Here is a 21,637-nt window from a genome sequence, read left to right on the forward strand (position 1 = left end):
CGCCGGGCGAGCCCGGCATATGCAGCATCAGCGCTGCGGCTGATACGTCAGCGTGACGAAGACGCCTCGACCCGGCTGCTCGTAGAAGCGCGCTGTCTCGTAGTCGGCATCGAAAATGTTCACCAGCGTACCCTGAACTCGCCAGTCCCGACCCAACGCGTGCTCGGCACGCAGATCGACTGTGGCGTAACCAGCCAGGCGGTTGCGATTGGCCAGGTCGTCGTATCGCCGTCCCTCTGCCACTACCGTGGTACCCAAACGCCAGGCACCAAGGTCGCGATCGGCATCAAGACGCAGCGTCTGCTCTGCGCGGCGAGGCAAGACATTCCCCCGGTTCAGTCCTTCGGACCGGTTCTCGGGGTCAATCAGCGTGAGACTGCCAGAAAGGTCCCAAGACATGAGACGCGTGGCCAAGGTCGCCTCGAGGCCACGGATGCGGGCCTTGTCAACGTTGTTCGCTGCAAAGATCGACGAATCGAAGGCAATGAGATCATCAACAGTGGTGCGGAACACGTTGGCGGACCAGCGCCCCCATGCCGCCACGCCTGCAAGGCCAAACTCCAGGCTACGCGCGGTCTCAGGCTCGAGCGCCGGATTGCCGTAGAACGGGAAATACAACTCGTTGAACGACGGTGCCTTGAACGCGGTGCCATACGCAGCGGTCGCGCGCAGACCATCGGAGAATGCATAGCCCCAGGCGAGGTTGCCGGTATTGTGGGTGCCGAACTGCTCGTTGTCGTCGCTACGCAGGCCAACCTCGTAGTCGTGCGCCCCAGCCTTGCCCTGGTAGAAAGCAAACACGCCACGGTTGTCGCGCTGGGTCACCGGATACGCCGTCGTGCTGGAGACGCGATCGTCCTGATGGTCGACGCCGACGCTGAGCATGCCGGAAGCACCGATTCCGAAGTCGTTCTGCGCCGACAGTGTCCGACGATCCGTATCGAAACGGCCAGCGAATGCCGCGTCCTTGAAGTTGTCGGCATCATCACGACTCTGCCCCGCCGCCAGCGTCAGGCGCCAATGGTCCATCGGTGACATGGAAAAGCGCACACCAAGCGTCTGCTGCACGGATTCGCTGTAGTTCTGAAAGCCGCCGTCGAACTGGCTGTCCGCATGGGTGCGCAACCAGTTGAAGTCGAACTCCGCCCCGCTATCAAAGCGATAGCCAGCACGTGCGCTGCCGGAAAGGTTGTCATAGCCGTCACGATCCGGCTCGGCCGTAAAGCAGCCGCCCACGCCTGCCGCTTCGACGCGGCAGCTATTGAATCCATCGGTGCTCTCGCGGCTCAGGTTGACGCTATACCAAGCGCGCTCACCGCCACCGCTGACGCCAACCGCAGAGCGGAACGTTCGATCAGAGCCCGCACCCACACTGAAGTATGGCTGCACCGCCCCACCGCCTCGACGGGTGAATATCTGGATGACGCCCCCGATCGCCTCGGAACCGTAGAGGCTGGAGCGCGGCCCACGCACGATCTCCACGCGCTCGATGAGATCGACCGGCATGTCCTGAAACGCCGCAGTGCCGGCCGTCGCCGAACCAACCTTGACGCCATCGATGAGAACCAGCACATGGTCGGACTCGGTGCCACGCATGAAGACGGAGGTCGCCTTACCGCGCCCACCGCTATTACCCACGCTGATGCCAGGCAGCCCACGGAACAGGTCGCTGACCGAACGCGCTTGCTGGCGCTCGATGTCCTCACGCGTAATGACGGTAACCGCAGCCAGCGTCTCGTCTGCGGTACGGGCAGTACGCGTCGCAGTCACCACCACCTCCGACATCTGCGGAGTCGAAGACTGTGCGATGGCTACACAGGGAAAAGCAGATGCGATCGCAGCAACTACGGCCGAAATACGGATTTTCATTGTTGGAACTCCCTTCGCCATGCCGCGCGTCCCCGCACGCCATGGCAACTTCACATGGACGCACCGCGACCCGGGTAGAAACGAAGAGAGCAAGACAAACCGCACCCGTCGCCGCCACCCCGCGGCACATCCGCCAATCCGCGTTCCGGCCGGTCTCCGGGCTCGTGCGCTGTGCCGGCCTGGGGCCGGACGGGTGGGTCGCCTTCCCGGGATGTCATCCCAGTGGCTGCATGACGCACCTTGCGCGCACTTACCGTTGCGGGGGCAGCACAGGCATTGCGGCCTCGTTTGCGAGGGGCCGCGCACCTGTTTCCCGTTTAACCCGGGGCGAGAAACGCCCGTGGGCACCGATAACGCGTTGCCCCTTCCGGGGCAGTGGGGGCGGATGATACCGTACGGCCCGGTATCGTGCACTGCAAAAAACGACGACGAATCCTCCATGCAAGGCCAGCAAAGACAATGACCTGCGAACTCATCCTCGGCGGCGCCCGCTCCGGCAAGAGCCGCGAGGCAGAACGGCGTGCCGCCGGCTCCGGGCTGGCGGTCACGGTGATCGCCACCGCCGAGGCGCTCGACGAGGAGATGGCGGCGCGTATCCGCCGTCACCAGGCCGACCGGCCGGCGGGCTGGCGCACGGTCGAGGCGCCGCTGGCGCTCGCCGATACATTGCGACGCGAGGCCGCGGCCGAGCGCTGCCTGATCGTCGACTGCCTCACGCTGTGGCTCTCCAACCTGCTCGCCGACGCCCACACCCTTCCCGCAGGCGCCACGGCCGAAGACCTGCCGCGCTTCCGCCACGAGCGCGACGCGCTGCTCGCCGTGCTGCCGACGCTGCCCGGCCGCATCGTCCTCGTCGCCAACGAGGTGGGGCTCGGCCTGGTGCCGGAGACGCCGCTCGGACGGCTGTTCCGCGACGAGGCCGGACGGCTCAACCAGATGGTGGCGAGCGCATGCCGCCGGGTTGTCTTCGTCGCCGCCGGCCTGCCGCTGGTGCTGAAGGAAGGCTAAACTTCGGGGCGAAGCACACTTTCCGGGAGAGGGCTGTGGGGCCGCCTGCACAGAAGCACAAGATGACGCGGGAAGACTTCCTGGCCTGGGAGGCGGAGCAGCCCGAGCGCTGGGAGTTCTTCAACGGCGAGGCCTTCATGAGGGCGGGGGGGTCGGACGTGCATAACGTCGTGACCGGAAACATGTACATGGCTTTGCGGATCGGGCTGCAGCACACGCGCTGCAACGTCTTCATGTCCGACGTCCGCCTGCGCCTGGCCGGGTCGGACGACCTCTTCTACCCCGACGTCTTCGTCACCTGCACCGACGCCGACCGCGCCCGCCGCCAGGTCAAGGAAGACCCTATCCTCATCGCCGAGGTGCTGTCGCCCTCGACCGAGGCCTATGACCGCGGCGACAAGTTCGCCGCCTATCGCCGCTTTGCGGGGCTGAAGACCGTGCTCTTCCTGTCGCAGGACCGTGCCCACGTCGAGTGCTTCACCCGCGGCGAGGACGGGCGCTGGGTGCTGAGCGAGGCGAGCGGAGAAACGGCCCGCCTCGCCCTGCCCGCCTTCGACTTCGAGCTCGCGCTCGCCGACCTCTATCGCGACCTGCCGGACGCGGACGCCTCCGACCCGGCGCCCATCCCCCCTCCCTCCACACCACCCCCGCCACCTGCCGCATGAAGCCCTACGCCATCGCCTCGCCCGACCCGCTGCTCTCCGCCGCGATCCAGCACAAGATCGACCGCAAGACCAAGCCGCGCGGCGCGCTCGGCCGCCTGGAGGGGCTCGCGCACCAGATCGCGCTGCTGCAGCAGACCCTGGAACCCGAACTGCGCCAGCCGCACATCGTCGTCTTCGCCGGCGACCACGGCGCGGCGCGCGCCGGCGTGTCCGCCTACCCGCAGGACGTGACCTGGCAGATGGTGGAGAACTTCCTCGCCGGCGGCGCGGCGATCAACGTATTCACCCGCCAGCTCGGGCTGGATCTCACCGTGGTCGATGCCGGCGTCAACCACGACTTCGGCAAGCGCCCGGGGCTGATCGACGCCAAGATCGCGCCCGGCACAGCCAACTACATCGAAGAGCCGGCCATGAGCGCCGCGCAGCGCGACGCCGCGCTCGAGCGCGGGCGCGGTCTCGCCCATGCGCTCGCCGACAACGGCTGCAACTGCATCGGCCTGGGCGAGATGGGCATCGGCAACACCGCGTCGGCCTCGCTGCTCACCCACTGCCTGGTGGGCGCCGAGCACGACGCCGAGCTCTATACCGTCACCGGCCGCGGCACCGGCCTGGACGACCCCGGCCTGTTCCGCAAGCGCAGCATGCTCGCCCAGGCGCTGCAGCGCGGTGGTCGACCACACGACCCGCTGGAGGTGCTGGTGCAGTATGGCGGCCTCGAGATCGCCATGATGGCGGGCGCCATCCTCGGCGCCGCCGAGCGCCGCATGCTGGTGCTGGTCGACGGCTTCATCGTCACCTCGGCCGTGCTCGTCGCCCACGCCCTGGCACCCGCGGTGCTGTCGTGCTGCGTCTTCGCGCATCGCTCGCAGGAGCCCGGCCACCGCGTGCAGCTCGACTTCCTGCAGGCCGAACCGCTGATGGAACTCGACCTCCGCCTGGGCGAAGGCACCGGCGCGGCACTCGCCTTCCCGCTCGTGCAGGCGGCGGTGAATTTCATCAACGAGATGGCGAGCTTCGAGTCCGCCGGGGTCAGCGACCAGGCCCGTCGTCCGGGCTGATGCGCGACCAGCTCGAACTCTTCTTCACCGCGCTCGGCTTCTTCACCCGCCTCCCGGTGCCCGCCTGGGTGCCGTGGTCGTCCGAGCGCATGCACCATGCGGCGCGCTACTTCGCACTCGTGGGCTGGGTGGTGGGCGGCGCAGGCGCGCTCGGCTACCTCGCCCTCGCCTGGCTGCTGCCGCCCGCCGTGGCGGTCGTCCTGTCGATGGCGCTCACCATCCGCCTCACCGGCGCCTTCCACGAGGACGGCTTCGCCGACAGTTGCGACGGCCTCGGCGGCGGCTGGGACAAGGCACAGATCCTGGCGATCATGAAGGACTCGCGGATCGGCAGCTACGGCACCATCGGCATGGTGCTGATGCTGCTCGCCAAGGCGGCGGCGCTGGTGGAGCTGGCCGGCCCGGCGGTGCAAGGGGCGGGCGTGGCGCTCGCCCTGCTCGTCGCCCATCCGCTGTCGCGCCTGGCCGCCACCGTGGTGCTGCACCGCCTGCCCTACGTACGCGCCGACGATTCGGCCAAGTCGGTCGCCGTCGCGCGCCCGCTGGCACCGGCCGGGCTCGCGCTGGCCGTCGCCAGCGGCCTGCTACCCCTGCTGCTGCTGCCACCCGCCGCCGCGCTCTGCGCCCTGCTCGCCGCCGCTGCGGTGACGACGTGGAGCGCGCGCCTCTTTCAGCGCCGGCTCGGCGGCTACACCGGCGACCTGCTCGGCGCCACCCAGCAGGCGAGCGAGCTCGCCATCTACCTCGCCCTGCTCGCCGCATCGCGGCTGGCGAGCTGAGCCTGCACCGCCGTGCAATCCCCATGCGGCCTGGGCGGATCTTGACCCAGGACAAAAAAAACTTGCTCCCGACAAGTCGGCAACCCAATATGAGTTGATCTGGAGTCTTTCTCCGGCAAGTCGGACACGTCTTCAGGCGTGCGCGGAAAGCATGGTGGAGCCCCGACCTGAAGCGCGGTTCCGCGCCCTCGACAAGAGGGGCAGGGGGGAGACAAGCCATGCATCACCATCGCGAGCCCGAGCCGGTCGCAGCTGCGCCGCGCCTGAAGGAAATCGTCGTCCATGTCACTTGCGCGCTGATCGTCAGCCACGGCCTGGTGCCCGAGCTGGCGTGGGCGGTCGACATCGTCCCCGACGGCCGCACCGCGACCAGCGTGAGCCCGCTCGGCACGAACGCCGCCGACGTCCGCAACACCGACCGCCTCCTCGGCAACGGCAATGCGGTCAACTCCTTCAGCCGCTTCAATGTCGGCAGCGGCGAGACCGCCAACCTCCACCTGCCCGACGGCGCCGCCGCGCTCATCAATCTGGTGCGCGACCAGAAGACCACGATCGACGGCATGCTCAATGCCATCAAGGAAGGCCGGATCGGCGGCAAGGTCTATTTCGCCAACCCGCACGGCGTCGTCGTCGGCCCGAGCGGCAAGGTCAACGTCGGCAGCCTGCACGTGTCCACGCCCAGCCAGCGCTTCGTCGACGACTTCTTCGACGCCCCGGGCGGCGCCGAGGCCTCGGCCGCCGCCTTGGTCGAGGGCCGCGCGCCGCGCAACACCGCGGCCGAGATCCGCATCGACGGCGAGGTCAACGCCACCGAGCAGGTCAGCCTGTCCGCAGGCTCGATCACGGTGGGCGGCAAGGTGCTGAGCGGCGCGAAGTTCGCCGGCGGCGCCCCCGACTTCAGCGACGTGGTCAACGTGCACGGCCTGGCGACGGGCGGCGCGGTGGTCGAGAACCAGGGCCGCATCGAAATCGTCGGCGACAGCGGCATCGAGCTCACCGGCACGGTCTCCTCGCGCCGGGTGAACGTCGGCGACGACGCCAGCCTGCGCAGCGGCGTGTCGATCGCCGCCTCGGGCGACATCGCCCTGCGCGCGCCCACGATCCGCATCGGCAGCGGCGGCAAGCTGCTCGCCGCGGGCAGCGACACCCACGCGGGCGGAGACGTGACGCTGCAGGCGCAGGCCGTCGGCGGCACGCTCGACGCCTTGTCCGACACCGCGGCGCGCATCGAGGCGAGCGGCGCGACCCTCACCGGCCGCGACCTGCACCTGCAGGCGAGCGCGGAACACCGTAGCACGCTGGCGCCGCTGGTCACCAAGACCACGAGCGCGACGATCGAGGTGGACGGATCCACGCTGGAGGCGAGCGGCCGCGCCACCCTCGAGGCCACCGCCACCGCCGCCATCGCCACCCCGGATGTCGTGCCGCTGGCGGTGGTCGATGTGGACGTCGCGGCGAGCGTGCGCGTCCAGGGCGACACCCGGATCACCAGCGCCGGTCCCGCCCGCCTCGGCGCCACCACCACCACGACCATCGACGCCCGTCCCGGCCTGCCCGACCTCGGCGCGCTGCCGGCCGACGCCGGCGCGGCGATCGTCATCGCCGACACCACCGCCAGCGTGGATCTGCTCGGCAACGCCGAGCTCGCCAGCACGGCGGACAAGACCGAGCTCGTCGCGAGCAACCGCACGACGGTGGACGCGGCGGTCGACGCCTCGGCCGCGGGCAGCAGCGCGGTGGGCGGCAGCGTGGCGGTCAGCGTGGTGCGCAGCACCACCCGCGCGCGCACCGCCGACAACGCGCGCCTGGCCGGCAAGACCGGTGTCGGCGTGCACGCGCAGTCGGATACCCGCGTCACCACCTCGGCCAAGGCCGCGGCCGGCGGCGCCAGCCCGCAGCCGGCAGGCACGAGCAAGACCGAGGGGACGCTCGCGGACTACGAGGACGAGGCCTCGACCTCGGACGGCAGTGTCAGCGTCGCCGCGGCGGTGGCGGTGAGCGACCTCGAGAGCACCACCCTGGCCGCGCTCGACGCCACCCGGGCGGCCACCAGCGAGGGCATGCTCGCGGTCGGCAGCGAGGCACTGACCCAGGCGGACGTAGTCGCCGACGGCAGCAGCACCGGCGCTGCCGTCGGCGTCGGCGCGGCGGTCGCGCTCAACCTCGCGCGCACGAGCGCGGAGGCGCGCATCGGCGGCAGCGCCGACGCACAGGGCATCGAGGTCGTGGCAACCCTGCCCACGGGCGACGAGATCAATGGCTTCACCACCGCCGCCACCTCGGGCGCGGGTGCCAGCGACGTCGGCGTGGCCGGCGCGCTCGCGCTCAACGTCATCGACGCGGGCAGCCGCGCCCGCATCACCGGCAGCGCCGACGCGAAGGGCGGCACCGTCCGCATCGGCAGCGACCACCGCAGCGAATCCTCGGCCAGCGCGACCCCCGCCGAGGACGCCACCGCCAGCGGCGACACCCTCGGCATCGGCGCCTCCGTGGCGGTCAACGTCGTCGCCAACGAGAGCCGCGCCGAGCTCGCCAACGGCGCGCGCCTGATCAACCCGGGCGCCGTCACGGTCGAGGCCGTCGGCGACTACCTCGTCCACACCGAGGCCGAGGCTGGCGCCGAGGGCGGCATCGCCGCCACCCCGGTGGCCGCGGTCGCGGTGGTCGACAACCAGACCCATGCCGTGATCGGCAGCGGCGAACGCGTGCAGGCCGGCGCCAAGGTCGGCGTCACCGCCACCCATTCCAGCACCGTCGAAACCTCGGCCAAGGGCAGCGCCGAGGGCGAGAAGGCGGCGATCGGCATCGCCGTGGCGGTCAATGTGCTCACCGAACGCGTCAGCGCAAGCATCCAGCGCGACGTGTTCACCCCGGGCGCGATCGAAGTGGCCGCGCACAACGCCCACAAGGGCTCGGCGACTGCGAGCGCGAGCGCCAAGGGCGGCAAGGGCGAGGAAGAGGACGGCAGCAGCGCGGAGGACGGCGTGGACCTCGAGGTGCAGCGCCAGTCCGGCTTCGCCCAGGACAAGCAGAAGGACGGCAGCGCGAGCAAGACCCAGCAGCCGGGCTCGGCCGAATCGAGCGAGGGCAAGCTCAGCGTGGCCGCGGCGGTCGCGGTGAACGCGCTCGACAGCCGCAGCGAGGCCTACGTCGCCAGCGCCATCGAGTTGCAGGCCGGCGGCCGGCTCGCGGTCGAGGCCTGGAGCAACACCGACGCCGAAGCCGAGGCCGATGGCAGCGCGGCCGGGAGCACGGCGACGGTCGGCATCGGCGCCGCCGCCGCGGTCAACAGCATCGAGACCCACACCCTGGCCTGGATCGGCGACGCTCAGGTGACCGCGAACGGCATCGCCGTAAGCGCCGGCACGGAAATCCTCGGCGACGACGAGGAGAACCGGCTCAGCGCGAGCGCGAAGGCTGGCGCCGGCGCGGGCAAGGTCGGCATCGCCGGCGCGCTCGCGCTCAACCTGCTCGAGACCCACACCCGCGCCGAGGTGCTCGAAGGCGCGCGCGCGGACGCCGAGGGTGGCGATGTCGAGCTCGAAGCCGACAGCACCACGGAAACCAGCGCCACCGCCCTGCCCGACGAGCCGGTCGACGGCGGCGACTTCGGCGTCGGTGCCTCGGTCGCGCTCAACCTCTTCCGCGAGGACGAGGTGCGGGCACGCATCCGGCGCGGCGCCGAGATCACCGACCTCGACAAGCTGCGTGTGATCGCCAACGCCAGCAGCGACACCCGCGCCACCGCCGAGGCAGGCGCTGCGGGCAGCGTGGCGCTCGACGCCGCCGTGGCCCTGTCCGACCTCAAGCTGAACACCGCCGCCGTGGTCGAGGCCGGCACCGAAATCGTCGCCGCCGGCGCCGTCGAGATCCGCGCCACCTCCACCGGCGAGCACGAGGCCGAGGCGACGGGCGACACCGAATCGGAAAAGGTCGGCATCGGCGCCTCGGGCGCGATCGTGCTCAGCACGACCACGACCACCGCCAGCCTGCAGCGCTCGCTGCAGACGACCACCAGCGGCGAGGAGGGCAATCTCACCATCGACGCCGACGCCACGCGCAGCTACGAGGCGGTGGCCAAGGCCAGCGCCGCCGGCGGCAAGGCCGAGGAGGACACCACCGCCGCCGAGCGCGACAAGGCCAGCACCAGCTCGACCCTGAAGGACAACCAGGACGCCCAGGAGGGCACCCAGACCACCGGCAACAGCAACAAACTGGCGGTGGCGGCCGCGGTGGGCGCGGTGGTCATGGACGACGACGTGCGCGCGGACGTCGGGCGTGCGCAGGGGGCGGACAGCGATCCGGCCGTCCGCCTCGACGTCGGCGGTGAACTCGCGATCGGCGCACACAACCAGAGCGACTTCAGCGCCCGCGGCCTGGGCAACACCCTGGACGTGTCCAAGCTCGAGAGCAGCGCCCAGGTCGGCATCGGTGTCGGTGTCGGGTTGGCGATCGCGCGCAACGACACCGCCGCCACGATCGGCGACGGCACGCTGGTCGCGGACGCGGCGGGCGTGCAAGTTGCCGCCGGATCGTCGCAGAACACCTCGGCGGAGTTCGCCAACAAGCTCGCCGCAGAAGGCGTGGCGGGCGCCGGGGCGGAGAAGGTCGGCATCGCGGGCGCACTTGCGGTGGCATGGTCGCAATCCACCACCTCCGCCTCGCTGGGCGAGGGCGTCCGCATCGGCGATCTGACCACCGGGGAGTACGCCGGCGAAGTCAGCATCACCGCGGACAACACCAGCAAGCTCGCGGCCAAGGCCTGGAGCGCGGCGCTCGCCGGCAAGGTCGGCGTCGGCGCCTCGATCGCCATCCTGCGCGCCAACAACAGCCAGCATGCCTGGATCGGCGAACAGGCCGAGGTCACCGCGGCCGGGCTGCAGCTCGCCGGGCGCAACCATCTGCTGAACAGCTCGCCGAGCTTCGACTGGACGATCCTCGACGACCTCGAGAACCGCTTCACCGAGGCCAACCTGCAGGTGCTGCTCGGCGAAAGCAACTACTACACCGAGACCATCGCCGGCGCCGGCGGCGAGCAGGTCGCGGTCACCGGCTCGTTCTCGGTGAATGTCTTCGACGAACTCACCGAGGCCACGATCGGCGACGGCGCGCGGGTGAACACCAACGGCACGGTCGACCTGGAAGCCGACAACCAGTCCTCCGCGACCGCCTTCGCCGGCGGCGTGTCGGCCGCGGGCAAGGTCGGCGTGGGCCTGGCCAGCGCCGACATCGTCAACCGCAGCCAGACCCGGGCCACGATCGGCGCGGACGCGCGCATCGAGCAGTCCGCCGCGATCGACATCGACGCCACGGCCGCGATGGATCTCGCCGCGGTCACCGCGAGCGCGGCCGCCGCGGGCAAGGCCGGCGTGGGCGGCGTGCTGAGCCTGATCGACTCGGAGAACCAGGTCGAGGCCGCCACCGGCGCACGCAGCTTCCTGCGCAGCGACGGCACCATCGACGTCGACGCCGGCAACACCTTCGATGCCCTCGGCGTCGCCGGAGTGGCCGGCGTGGGCGGAACCGCCGGGGTGGGCGTATCCGCCGGCACCTTCCTGGTCGACAACCAGACTCGCGCCTCGATCGGCGCCGCGGCCGACGTCGCCGCGGCGGGCTCGATCGGCGTGCGCGGCACCGCGGTGCAGGATGTCACCTCGGTCGTCGTCGGCGGCGCCGGAGGCGGCACCGCGGGCGTAGCCGCATCCGCGGCAGTGAACGACTACAACCCGCTCACCTACGCGTGGATCGGCGACGGCGCACGCATCAATCAGGGCGTGAGCGGCGCGGCCCTTGCGGGCCGCAGCCTTGCGGTGCACGCGCACGCCCGCACCGACTTGCTGTCCATCGTCGGCACGGTAGGCATCGGGGGCACCGCCGGCGTCGGCGGCGCCGCCGACGTGGTGGTGATCGACAAGGAGACCGCGGCCTGGATCGGCGAGGGCGTGATCGCCCGCAGCGGCGACAGCCTCGCGGTGGGCGCCAGCAGCGCAGAGGCGATCCGCTCGGTGGGCGTGGGCCTGAGCGCGGGCGGCACGGCCGGTGTGCAGGGCTCGGCTTCGGTGCTGGTGCTCGACATCGACACGCTCGCCTCGGTGAAGACGGGCAGCGCGCTGTTCTCCGACGGCAACCTGGTGATCGCGGCCGACGCCGACAGCGACCTCGACCTGCTCGCCGGCGCGATCGGCGCGGCGGGGACCGCGGCGGTGGGCGCCGGCGCGGCGGTCGCGGTGGTGGACAAGACCACCCACGCCTGGATCGACGACGGCGCCGCGGCGAGCGCGCTCGGCAACGCCGCCGCGGCACAGGTGGCGGACGGCGGCTTCGACATCGACTACGCGGCCACGGCTGCGGGTGAAGGCGAGGTCGCCGCCCCCGGCATCACCCCCTCCGACGGCGAGAACGACCTCGCCGGCGGCAGCGCGGCGCTCGACGCCACACGCACCAGCAGCGCGAGCACGAGCGCGCACCGCGGGCTCGCGGTGACCGCGGTGAACCGCGACGACATCAAGGGCTTTGCGGTCACCGGCGCCGCAGCCGGCACCGCGGCGGTGACCCTGTCGGGCGAAGTGTCGGTGCACCAGACCGACACCCGCGCCTCGATCGGCAGCATCGCGCTCGCCGAGGGCGCCAGCCACACCGGCGTGCAGGTCAACGCCGACAACACCGGCGCCAACGCCGCGCAATCGGTGCGCGTCGCCGCCGGCAACGACAGTTTCCACCTCGGCATCGCCGGCGCGCTGTCGGCCTCGGGCACGGTGGGCGTAGGCGTCGGCGCCGATGTGGCGGCGATGCGGCACGCCACCCATGCGGCCATCGTCGAGCAGAGCGACGTCAAGGCGCGCCGCGACGTCGAGGTCGCCGCCAGTTCCGGTCAGGAGGTGGTCTCGATCAGCGCCAGCCTGGGCGCCTCGGGCACGGTCGGGGTGGCGGGCAGCGTGTCGGTGCTGAGCTTCGACAACGCGACCTCGGCGTCGATCGGCGACGAAGCCGAAGTCGCCGCCGGCGGCAACGTGAGCGTGAAGGCGGACGACCACACCGCCACGACCCTGGTCGCCGGCACGATCGCGCTCGGCATCGGCGGTGGCGGAGTCGGCGCCGGCGTGGGCGTGACGCTGATCGAGAAGGACACGCGCGCCTGGATCGGCGCGGGCGCGGTCGTGGATGCCCTCGGCAAGGACACCGCCGATCTGGTCGTGCGCTCGGGCGAGAGCGTGGACGAGACCGCCACGGCGCGCGGCGTGCAGGTGCAGGCGGAGTCGAGCGAGGATCTGTTCACCGTCTCGGCCGCCGCCGCGGGCGGGCTCTACCTCGGCTTCGCCGGCGCGGTGTCGGTGGCGACGGTGGATTCGGACACCGCGGCCTGGATCGGCGCGGACGCCCGGGTGAACCGGGGCGGTGGCGACGCCGACGCGGCGCAGGACGTCAACGTCGGTGCGCGCAACGAGTTGGCGCTCTTCAACGTCTCCGGCGCGCTCGGCGTCGGCGCGGCCGGCATCGCCGGCGGCGTGGATGTGGGAGTGATCCGCAACGACACCACCGCCTGGATCGGCGACCGCGCCGAAGTGGGCGCCAAGCGCGACATCGGCGTGAGCGCGCTCGCGAACACCGACATCGAGAGCTACGTGGTGAGCGCCGCCGGGGGGATCGGCGCGCTCGCCGGCGGCGTCGGCGTGTATTCCGTGGGCGGTGGGCTGGGCGACGAGGCGCAGGGCCGGCTCGAGTCCGGCGACGACGATGCCGGCAGCTATGTCGATGGCCAGGCCACCGACGGCAGCGTCGCCACCCTGCTCGGGAGCTACACGGACAGCCGCATCGGCGAGGCCGCCGATCGGGTGGAGGACGAGCGTGGCACGCTCGCCGCGAGCGGCCGCTTCACCGCGGCGGAAACCCGCACCCTGCCCGCCGGTACCGCCGCCTTCGTGGGCGAGAATGCGGACCTCGAGGCGGGCAGGGACATCGACCTCGACGCACGCACGGACGTCGAGTTCGATGCGCTCGACGGCGCCCTCGCCATCGGCGCGATCGGCCTCGGCGCCGGCGTGGGGGTCGCGGATTTCGACAACGACACCCTCGCCTCCGTCGGCCGGGGCAGCACCCTGCGTGCCGGCGCCGCCGGCAGCGTGAGCCTGACCGCGGCGCTCGACGAGGATGTGGACGTGACCGCCTTCGCCGGCACCGGCGGCATCGTCGCGGTCGACGCGGCGGTCGCACTGATCGGCTCCACCGGCGCGGTGCAGGCCGGCCTCGACGACGAGGTCGCGATCGAGCGTGCCAATGCGGTCGACATCGCGGCCGACGACACCCGCAGACTGGAGGCCGAGACCACCGGCGTCAGCGTCGGCGTGGTCGCCGCGGGGGCCTCGGTGACCGGCAGCACGATCGGTGGCGGCGCCACCGCCAGCATCGGCGACGAGGTGGCCATCGGCCAGGTCGCAGGCGACACGGTCGGCGAGCTGCATGTGCTCGCCGACGCCAGCCACACCGCCGTCGCCACCGCGCTCGCCGCCAAGGGCGGGCTCGGGCTGGCCGCCAGCGGCACGGTGGCCGACGCGGTGGTCGACACGAACGTCTCCGCAAGCATCGGCGACGACGCCCGGATCAAGGTCGCCCGCACGGTCGAGGTCGACGCGAACAGCGCCGGCGCGGCACGCGCCGACGCCACCGGCATCAACGTGAGCCTGGGCGGGGCGGTCGGCGCCTCGATCGCGCGCGCCACCCTGTCACCCACGGTGTCCGCCACGATCGGTCAACGCAGCCTCATCGACGCCGCCGACTTCACACTGGCCGCGCACCAGGCCCTGCCCGCCGGCGGCGGACGCAGCGCCTTCGCCAGCGCCAGCGGCGCCGCCGGCGGCCTGCTGGTGGGGGCGAACGCCTCGCGCTCCACCGCCTTCAACGACGCCGCGGTGAACGCCAGGGTGGGCGACGACAGCACGCTGAAGATCAGCGGCACCGCCACCGTGCAGACGCACAACACGCACTCCCAGCTCGCCTACGTGTCCGGCGTGTCGGCGGGCTTCGTGGCGGTCGGCGCCAACACCGCCAGCGCGGGCTCGAACACCGACAGCCATGCCGCGCTCGGCGACCATGTCCGGGTCGAGGGCGGCACGCTGAACGTGCTCGCCGACGGCCAGGCCACCAACCATGCCTACGGTGTGGCCGGTGCCGGCGGGCTGGTCTCGGTGCCGTTCTCGGCGAGCTACACCACGACCGTGAGCAGGACGAGCGCCACGACCGGCAGCAAGGCCGCGCGTCAGCCCGGCGACCCGGCGACGATCGCGGTCGACAGCCTGACGCTCGCGGCGACGCAGGGCTCCAGCTTCGACGCCTGGATGAGCAACACCAACGCGTCGCTGGTCGGCGTGAGCGGCGCGCAGACCGAGAACTTCGCGCGCGCCACCACCACCGCGACGATCGGCGCCGAGGGCGAGATCGAAGCCGGAACGGTGCAGCTCGACGCCAGCACGACGCTGAGCAAGGGGGCGCCTGCCGGCCTGCTCGCCGGCACGGGCCAGGCACGCCCGGACTGGAACGTGGAGTCGAGCTCGGGCGGGCTCGCCGACTTCCCCGCCGCCGGCAGCCGCACGATCCTGCTCGCGGACACGCTCGCCGGGATCGGCGCGGGCGCGACCGTTTTCTCCACGAGCGGCAATGCCGCCACGCCGGGGATCCGCGTCGATGCGCGCAACGAGATCGGTGCCAGCGACCGGGTCAAGATGGCCTCGGGCGGCGCGGTGTCGGCAGCGAGCGGCGAGTCGGTCGTGTCGACCGTGTGCCCGCCGGAGCACGCCGCCTGCAACGCGGGCGAACGCCCGGCCGCGACCGTGCGCGTCGGCGACGGCGCCCACGTCGAGACCACGGGCGAGAGCGACATCGCGATGGGCTCGCGGACCAGCGCAAATCTCCATTCGCAGAGCGCGGTGGACGTCTACGGCCTGGTCGGCGTCGCCCCCGAGGGCAGCAGCACCGCGGTGTACGACGGCGATAACCGCATCGAGATCGGCGACGCCGATCTGCGTTCGGAACGCAACATCCGCCTGGCGGCCGGCGCCGCGAGCGACGGCACCGCGAACGCGCTCGGCGCGAGCGCGCGCACCGACGTCTTCAACAACACCGCGATCCCGGTTAACCGCGACCCGGTGGCCGACGCCTTCGTCACCAGCCGCAGCGCGGTGAGCGTCGCTGCCGGCGCCGACGTGGCCGCGGTGCGCAACGTGGCCCTGCACGCCGTGGAAGGCTCGGCGGGCGCCTCGGGCGTGGGCATCGGCAAGGACATCTACCGCGAGACCCTGGCGGCGATCGCGAGCTGGTTCAGCAACCTCTTCGGCGGCGGCGACGTCTCCTTCGAGACCCGCACCGGACGCTCCGGCGTAAGCCAGGACAGCACGGTCGACGTCCGCGGCACCGTGCGCGTGGGCATCGAGCGCAGGCAGCGCCTGCACATCGACTACGACGGTTCGGTGATCGAGCAGACCGACGGCATCGGCATCGCATCGACACGGATGCAGGACATCTACGCGGACATCCTGGCGCGCATCGAGACGCTGCGGGCGCTGATCCGCGACTATGCGGTCGGCCCGGGCGACACCACCAGCGATGCGGCGATCGCCACCGCGGCCTACCGGGCGGAGATCTCCTTCCTGGAGCACAAACTCCACGAGATGGGCTTCGGCGGCAACCCGGACGAGCCCGGCTTCAACGACAGCAATCCGCGCCAGATGGCCGAGGACCGCGTGGGCGCGCTCGATGGACAGCTGGGCGGCCTGCGCACCACGCGCACGCAATTGCAGGCCGAGAAGACCACGATCGAGGGCCAGGTCGCCACGCTCAACCAGCCACTCGACGAGGACAACGGCACGCGGACGGCGCAAAACACGACGCTGAGCAACCAGATCACCGGGTTGAACGCGCAGATCGCGGCGCTGGATCCGGACGACGACGACTACGCGACCGATCTCGCCGCCCTGCGGGGCCAGGTCGCCACCCGGCAGGCGGCCATCGACGCCAACAACCGCGCGATCACCGCCAACAACCAGCAGATCGCGCTCAACAACGCGCCGCTCGACGCCAAGAATGCCCAGATCGCCGCGGTGAACACCGAGATCGGCAGCCTCGAGACCACGGTCGGGAAGATCCGCCAGGGCATCGCCGCCGGCGACTACGGCGACGCCAGCGGCGCCGGCCTGCAGGCGAAGTTCCTGCGCATCGGCGACAGCGTGGCCCGGCTGGGCGACATCGACGTGCGCGCCGACCGCCTCACCGGCACCGGCGAGCTCGACGCGCCGGGCGACGCCGGCATCCACATCATCAACGAGGGGCCGTCCTTCCTCACTCTGGGCAAGCTCGAGATCGCCTCGGACGCGGGTGGCCGGCTGGTCTTCAACGGCGTGGAGGTGCGCGACAACGCCGGCATCGCCGCGATCAACCGCGGCGCGGGCACGGCCGCGTTCGCGCGGATCGTCACCGCCGAGGCGGGCAGCGACGCCCCCGCCATCCTGGTCGAGAACCGCTTCAATCCGCTCGACGACGCCGACGCCACGCGCGCGATCGGCGCCGGCGTGGCGCCGGTGGCCCCCGACATCGTGCTCACCGACGCGATCACCAACCTGCGCGGCCTGGTCGGCATCCACAGCGAGGCCGGCGGCATCCGGCTCGAGCAGACCGCATCGATCGCGGCCAACAGCGTCGAAGTGCAGGCCCTCAACGGCGACTTCGTGCAGAGCTACACCGACAGCTTCACCCACGTGGCCACCTCGCCGCTCAAGGAGGTGGTCGGCTCGGGGGGAACCCGCTCCATCGTGCAGGACACCAGCGGCAGCGGCAGCATCGTCGCCAACGGCAGCGTGCTGGTCGCGGCGCGCTACCTCAACATCAACGGCACCATCCAGAGCGGCCTCCCCGAGTGGGGCGTGCACGTCCCCGCGCAGGCCCAGGTGGAGCTGCCCGACGGCAGCAGCGTCGACCTCGCCACGGCGAAGGCCTGGTACGAAGCGCTCGACCCGAGCGCGCGCGCCCAGCCCGGCGCCGAGTTCTTCAAGCTCTCCAACGCCTCGGTGAGCGGCCTCACGTCCGCGCAGCAGGGGCAATGGACGCAGGTGACGGTCAACTACAACGCGCGCGAGGACCGCCTGGAGCTCGCCGGCGTGCAGGTGCAGGGCGGCTACATCGAGCTGTTCGGGCAGATCTTCAACACCAAGGCCGGCGGCGGCAAGCTGCGCGTGCTCGACGGCTACGGCCAGATCGAGGTGCGTAACGACAGCGGCAAGACCCTGCGGGTGAACACGCTCGACGCCGGGCGCGGCGCGGAAGGCAGGATCGTCATCACCGACCTGTCGGTGGACGCCAGTGGCGACACGGTGCCGGGCACGCCGCGCACCTTCACGCGCGCGGCGGGCGAGGCGCGCAGCGGCGTCGATGCCTACACGCCGACGACCAACCTGCGCTACGTGATGGCCACCGGCTTCAACTCCGTGCGCACCGACGAGTACCTGTACTCGCAGAACGGCTGGTTCGGCATCACCGCGGCCCCGGTGCAGGACCAGTACAGGGTCGGCACCACCGCGAACACCCTCGATCCGCTGCTGCAGGGCGAGTTCCTGCGCGTGCAGAGCCTGACCAACCCGGACGCGTTCGTGCCCACGACGACCACGGTCAACGGCTTCCGGTCCGTCACCCAGGGGGCGAGCTGGAAGAAGTGCAACTGGTGGACCTTGTGCGCCAATGCGACGTACTACATGCAGTACTTCGTCACCACCGGCAACAAGACCACGGTCACCGGCAGCGTACGCGCCGACCACCCGATCCCGATCGAGTACATCGGCTTCGACACCGCCCGCATCGCCATCGACTCCGTCGGCGACGTGGTGCTCGCCGGCAGCCTCAACAACCGCAGCGGCACGACCTCGGTCGACACCGACGGCCACCTGTCGCAGGGCAACGCGACCGCCACCGTCGGCGGGCGCACGATCGAGCTGTCGGCCGGCACCGGCATCGGCAGCACGACGCCCGCGGGCGAGCCGCAGCAGGCCCTGCGCATTCGCCAGCTCGAAGGCGGCGTGGTCCATGCCGACACCACCAGCGGCTCGATCCACCTCGACCAGGTGGTGGGCAACCTGAACGTGGGCCGCATCGGCAGCGCCGGGGTGGACAGGGTGACCCTGGAGTCCGCCGGCGACATCCTCGCCAAGGATGCCGACGCCCTGGTGCAGGCGCGGCGCATCGACCTGGTCGCCGAGAACGGCCGCATCGGCACGCTGGATGAGGCCGGCAACGGCACGCCGCTGCGCATCCGCAGCGGCGACAGCACCAGCCTCGACCCCGACGTGCTCGCCCGCCACGGCCTGTCGGCGCGCGCGCGCGGCAACATCCACCTCGCCAACGAGGCCGACCCCGACCCGGCGGCAGCAGGCACCTATACCGGCGATCTGCTGCTGATCGGCGTGGAGTCGGGCGCGGGCGACGTGCGCATCCGCACCAGCGGCAGCGCGATCGACAACAACCCCTACGGCTCGGTCGACACGCGCACGGAGGACCAGCTCGCCGCGCTGTGGGACGAGCTGCGCCTGCGCGTGAAGGCCGACCCCGACCCGAACGACGGCGTCGCGGTGGGTGCCGATGCCAAGGCACAGGAGGCGGTCGCCGCCTTCGCCAACGGTCGCAGCAACAACTACCGCCTGTACTGGCAGCTCCGCGGCCGCCAGGCCGACGGCGGCGCGGCCTACGACCCGGGATACCAGTACGTGCCCACCGCCACCGAGCGCCGGGTGCTCGCCGATTCGGGCATGAGCGACGCCGAGATCGCCGCCTTCGCCGCCAACCGCAGCGCGCAGTACCACGCGCTGCACGCCGAGGTCGGCGGCTACACCACCGCCTTCGACGAGGATTTCCGCTACGTCGCCACCGACGCCGAGCGTGCCGCGATCACCCGCGGCTCGAGCTGGACCGAGGCGCAGCTGCTGCTGTCGGTCGGCGCAGGCCTGATCAAGAAGGTCACCGACACCGTCACCACGATCCAGGAACCCAACGTCGTCGGCCGCAAGGTCACGCTCATCGCCGACGGCGACATCGGCGCCTATGGTCCGGACCTGGTGATCGACACCACCGCCGGCATCGACACCCTGAGCAAGGCCGAGCGCGCCGCGCTGGCCGCGGCCGAACGCGGCGACGCCCAGGTCGACGACCCGGACAACCCGCGCATCGTCACCCTGCGCCAGCCGCAGGCGGTGAACCTCGCGGTCGCGCCCGACGGCGCGCTGAGCGCGCGGGCGGGCGGCCATGTCCTGATCGGCGCCGAGCAGGACCTGCGCATCGACCGCATCGTCGCCGGCGGGGAGACGCGGATCAAGGTGGCGGGCGGCCTCAGCGGTCTCGCCAGCGCGACCGACGCGGTCAACGTGAAGAGCGGCGGCCGCCTCATCCTGGAGGCCGCCAGCGCCGGCATCGGCGGAACGCTGGACCCCGACGGGCTGTTCCTGACCCCGTTCGGCATCCAGCTCACCTCGCCCGACGCCGGCCTGATCCTGCGCGCCGGTGGGCACGCCTGGGTCGCGGCCGAGTCGGGCCTCTTCGTCGACACGGTGTTCGCGCTCGGCGACGTACGCCTCGACGCCAGCGGCGCCATCCTCGACTTCCAGCTCACCGAGGCGCCCCTGGCGCCCGAGCTCAATCTGCTCGCGCGCAATGTGGCGCTGGCTTCGCGCACGGGGGCGATCGGCTCGTCCGTCAATCCGTTCGATGTCGCGGTCTCGCACGAGGACGGACGCATCTCCGCCAGCACCGCTCGCTTCGGCGAAGGTGCGCACCTGAACGGGCCGATGGGCGAGTTCTTCAACATCGCCAATGTCACGTCGGGCGACGCCGTCGCGCTGTCCTCGGCCACCTTCATGTTCATCGACGGCCGCGTCACCGGGCCGGGCCCGATCAGCCTGGTGTCCGGCGCCAGCATGGTGCTGACCCCGTTCGCCGACATCCACGCCACCACCCTCGGCGTGTTCCTGCAGGCTTCCGACCTGCTGATGCAGGAATCGGCGGACGGCGCAGACGCGGCGCGCATCCAGGTCGACGTCGGCACCATCGACCTGCGCACCGTGGGCCACCAGGCTGCACCCGACGCGCCCCGCAGCGGTGGCGACGCGGTCATCACCGGCATCTTCACCGGCAACCCGACCGAGAGCGCGATCCTCATCGACGCCTTCGGCAGCGTGCTCGACGGTGGCGACAAGCGCCTCGACATCATCGCTCGCACCGCCCCCGCCGCCACCCTGACGATCCGTGCCGGCGGCCAGATCGGCGGCAACCCGCTCGAGATCGACGTGCTCCACTTCAACGCCGACTCCGGCGGCCTCATCCACCTCGACTCGCCGGGTTCGCTGGCCATGGGTGACGTACGCGCCGAACGCGAGATCGACATCCGCGCCGCCGGCTCGATCAGTGCGGACTCCGTCACCAGCGTGACCGAGGACGTACGGCTCGCGGCCGATGGCGGCGACCTGCGCGTCGGCGCCATCGCGGGACGCGACGTCGAACTCGGCGTTCAGGGTGGCAATGCGGAGATCGGCTCGATCGACGCGCGCGACCTCGGGCTCCGGGTGGAGAACGGCGACGCTCGCATCGGTTCGATCGACGCCCGCGACGTCGACCTCGGCGCGCGCGATCGCCTCGACATCGATCGTCTCGACGTCGGCCGCAGCCTGCGACTGGGCGGCAACCACATCGTCGCCCGGGTCTTCGCCAGCGGTGGCGCGCCGATCGTCGGCTCCATCGGGGGCTATGGCGGCGGGATGGCCTCGGTCGCGGACCTGACGCTGAGCGGCCCGGGCGGATTCCACTTCGACGACATCGCCGCTCGAACCGGCCGGCTCGACCTGCCCCTCGGCACCCTGCAGGTCGATCGCTTCCAGGTCGGCGAGCGCATGGTCGTCACCAATCCGCAAACTCGGCTGCTGATCGACCAGCAGAACTTCCGCCTGCAGGGCTACGACGTGCAGCTCTACTCCGGCGGGGCCCCCTTCGCCCTGGCGCTCGATCGCAACCTGATCGCCACCGACAGCTTAGTCATCGACCGTCGCGCCTCGCACGAGGTGCGCGGACCCGATGGCCCGCTGGCGAGCGTGGTCGAGTACACCGAGCGCGTGCTCGCCGACATCCATCTCGCCCCGCCGGCTGCCGGAGCGCCCCGCGAGGACGGGGAAGAGAGCCTGGTCCGCATCGCCCCCACCCCCGTCGCGCTCGGAACGGAGGGAGAATGAGGCCGAAACGA

The 21,637-nt window shown here is 71.5% G+C and carries 6 protein-coding genes and 1 riboswitch; of the genes, 5 read left to right on the top strand and 1 reads right to left on the bottom strand.

The window, feature by feature from the left end:
* Window positions 1-27: 27 nt before the first annotated feature.
* Window positions 28-1,869, bottom strand: a complete 1,842-nt coding sequence (btuB, locus tag ACZ5PP_RS10515) for a TonB-dependent vitamin B12 receptor (protein ID WP_464827041.1) — start codon at window positions 1,867-1,869, stop codon at window positions 28-30.
* Between the two features lie 131 nt (window positions 1,870-2,000).
* Window positions 2,001-2,236, bottom strand: a riboswitch (cobalamin riboswitch).
* Between the two features lie 92 nt (window positions 2,237-2,328).
* Between btuB and cobU the strand changes: the two genes are divergently transcribed.
* The 5 genes from cobU (at window position 2,329) to ACZ5PP_RS10540 (ending at window position 21,626) form a co-directional block, all read left to right on the top strand.
* Window positions 2,329-2,877 (top strand): bifunctional adenosylcobinamide kinase/adenosylcobinamide-phosphate guanylyltransferase, encoded by a 549-nt coding sequence (gene cobU, locus ACZ5PP_RS10520; protein ID WP_464827042.1) that lies wholly within the window; start codon window positions 2,329-2,331, stop codon window positions 2,875-2,877.
* 62 nt (window positions 2,878-2,939) lie between these two features.
* Window positions 2,940-3,542: a Uma2 family endonuclease gene (locus tag ACZ5PP_RS10525; protein WP_464827043.1), complete on the top strand. Its 603-nt coding sequence runs from the start codon at window positions 2,940-2,942 to the stop codon at window positions 3,540-3,542.
* Window positions 3,539-4,600, top strand: a complete 1,062-nt coding sequence (gene cobT, locus ACZ5PP_RS10530; RefSeq protein ID WP_464827044.1) for a nicotinate-nucleotide--dimethylbenzimidazole phosphoribosyltransferase — start codon at window positions 3,539-3,541, stop codon at window positions 4,598-4,600. The genes ACZ5PP_RS10525 and cobT overlap by 4 nt, the downstream gene beginning before the upstream one ends.
* On the top strand, window positions 4,600-5,379 hold the full coding sequence (locus ACZ5PP_RS10535) for an adenosylcobinamide-GDP ribazoletransferase (protein WP_464827045.1): 780 nt from the start codon (window positions 4,600-4,602) through the stop codon (window positions 5,377-5,379). The genes cobT and ACZ5PP_RS10535 overlap by 1 nt, the downstream gene beginning before the upstream one ends.
* 218 nt (window positions 5,380-5,597) lie before the next feature.
* Window positions 5,598-21,626: a leukotoxin LktA family filamentous adhesin gene (locus ACZ5PP_RS10540; protein WP_464827046.1), complete on the top strand. Its 16,029-nt coding sequence runs from the start codon at window positions 5,598-5,600 to the stop codon at window positions 21,624-21,626.
* Window positions 21,627-21,637: the final 11 nt, after the last annotated feature.

Source organism: Thauera sp. DNT-1 (genome assembly GCF_055393985.1).

Coding starts and splice junctions, on each gene's coding strand:
- btuB (WP_464827041.1), bottom strand. CDS start 1,869: ATGAAAATCCGTATTTCGGCCGTAGTTGCTGCGATCGCATCTGCTTTT.
- cobU (WP_464827042.1), top strand. CDS start 2,329: ATGACCTGCGAACTCATCCTCGGCGGCGCCCGCTCCGGCAAGAGCCGC.
- ACZ5PP_RS10525 (WP_464827043.1), top strand. CDS start 2,940: ATGACGCGGGAAGACTTCCTGGCCTGGGAGGCGGAGCAGCCCGAGCGC.
- cobT (WP_464827044.1), top strand. CDS start 3,539: ATGAAGCCCTACGCCATCGCCTCGCCCGACCCGCTGCTCTCCGCCGCG.
- ACZ5PP_RS10535 (WP_464827045.1), top strand. CDS start 4,600: ATGCGCGACCAGCTCGAACTCTTCTTCACCGCGCTCGGCTTCTTCACC.
- ACZ5PP_RS10540 (WP_464827046.1), top strand. CDS start 5,598: ATGCATCACCATCGCGAGCCCGAGCCGGTCGCAGCTGCGCCGCGCCTG.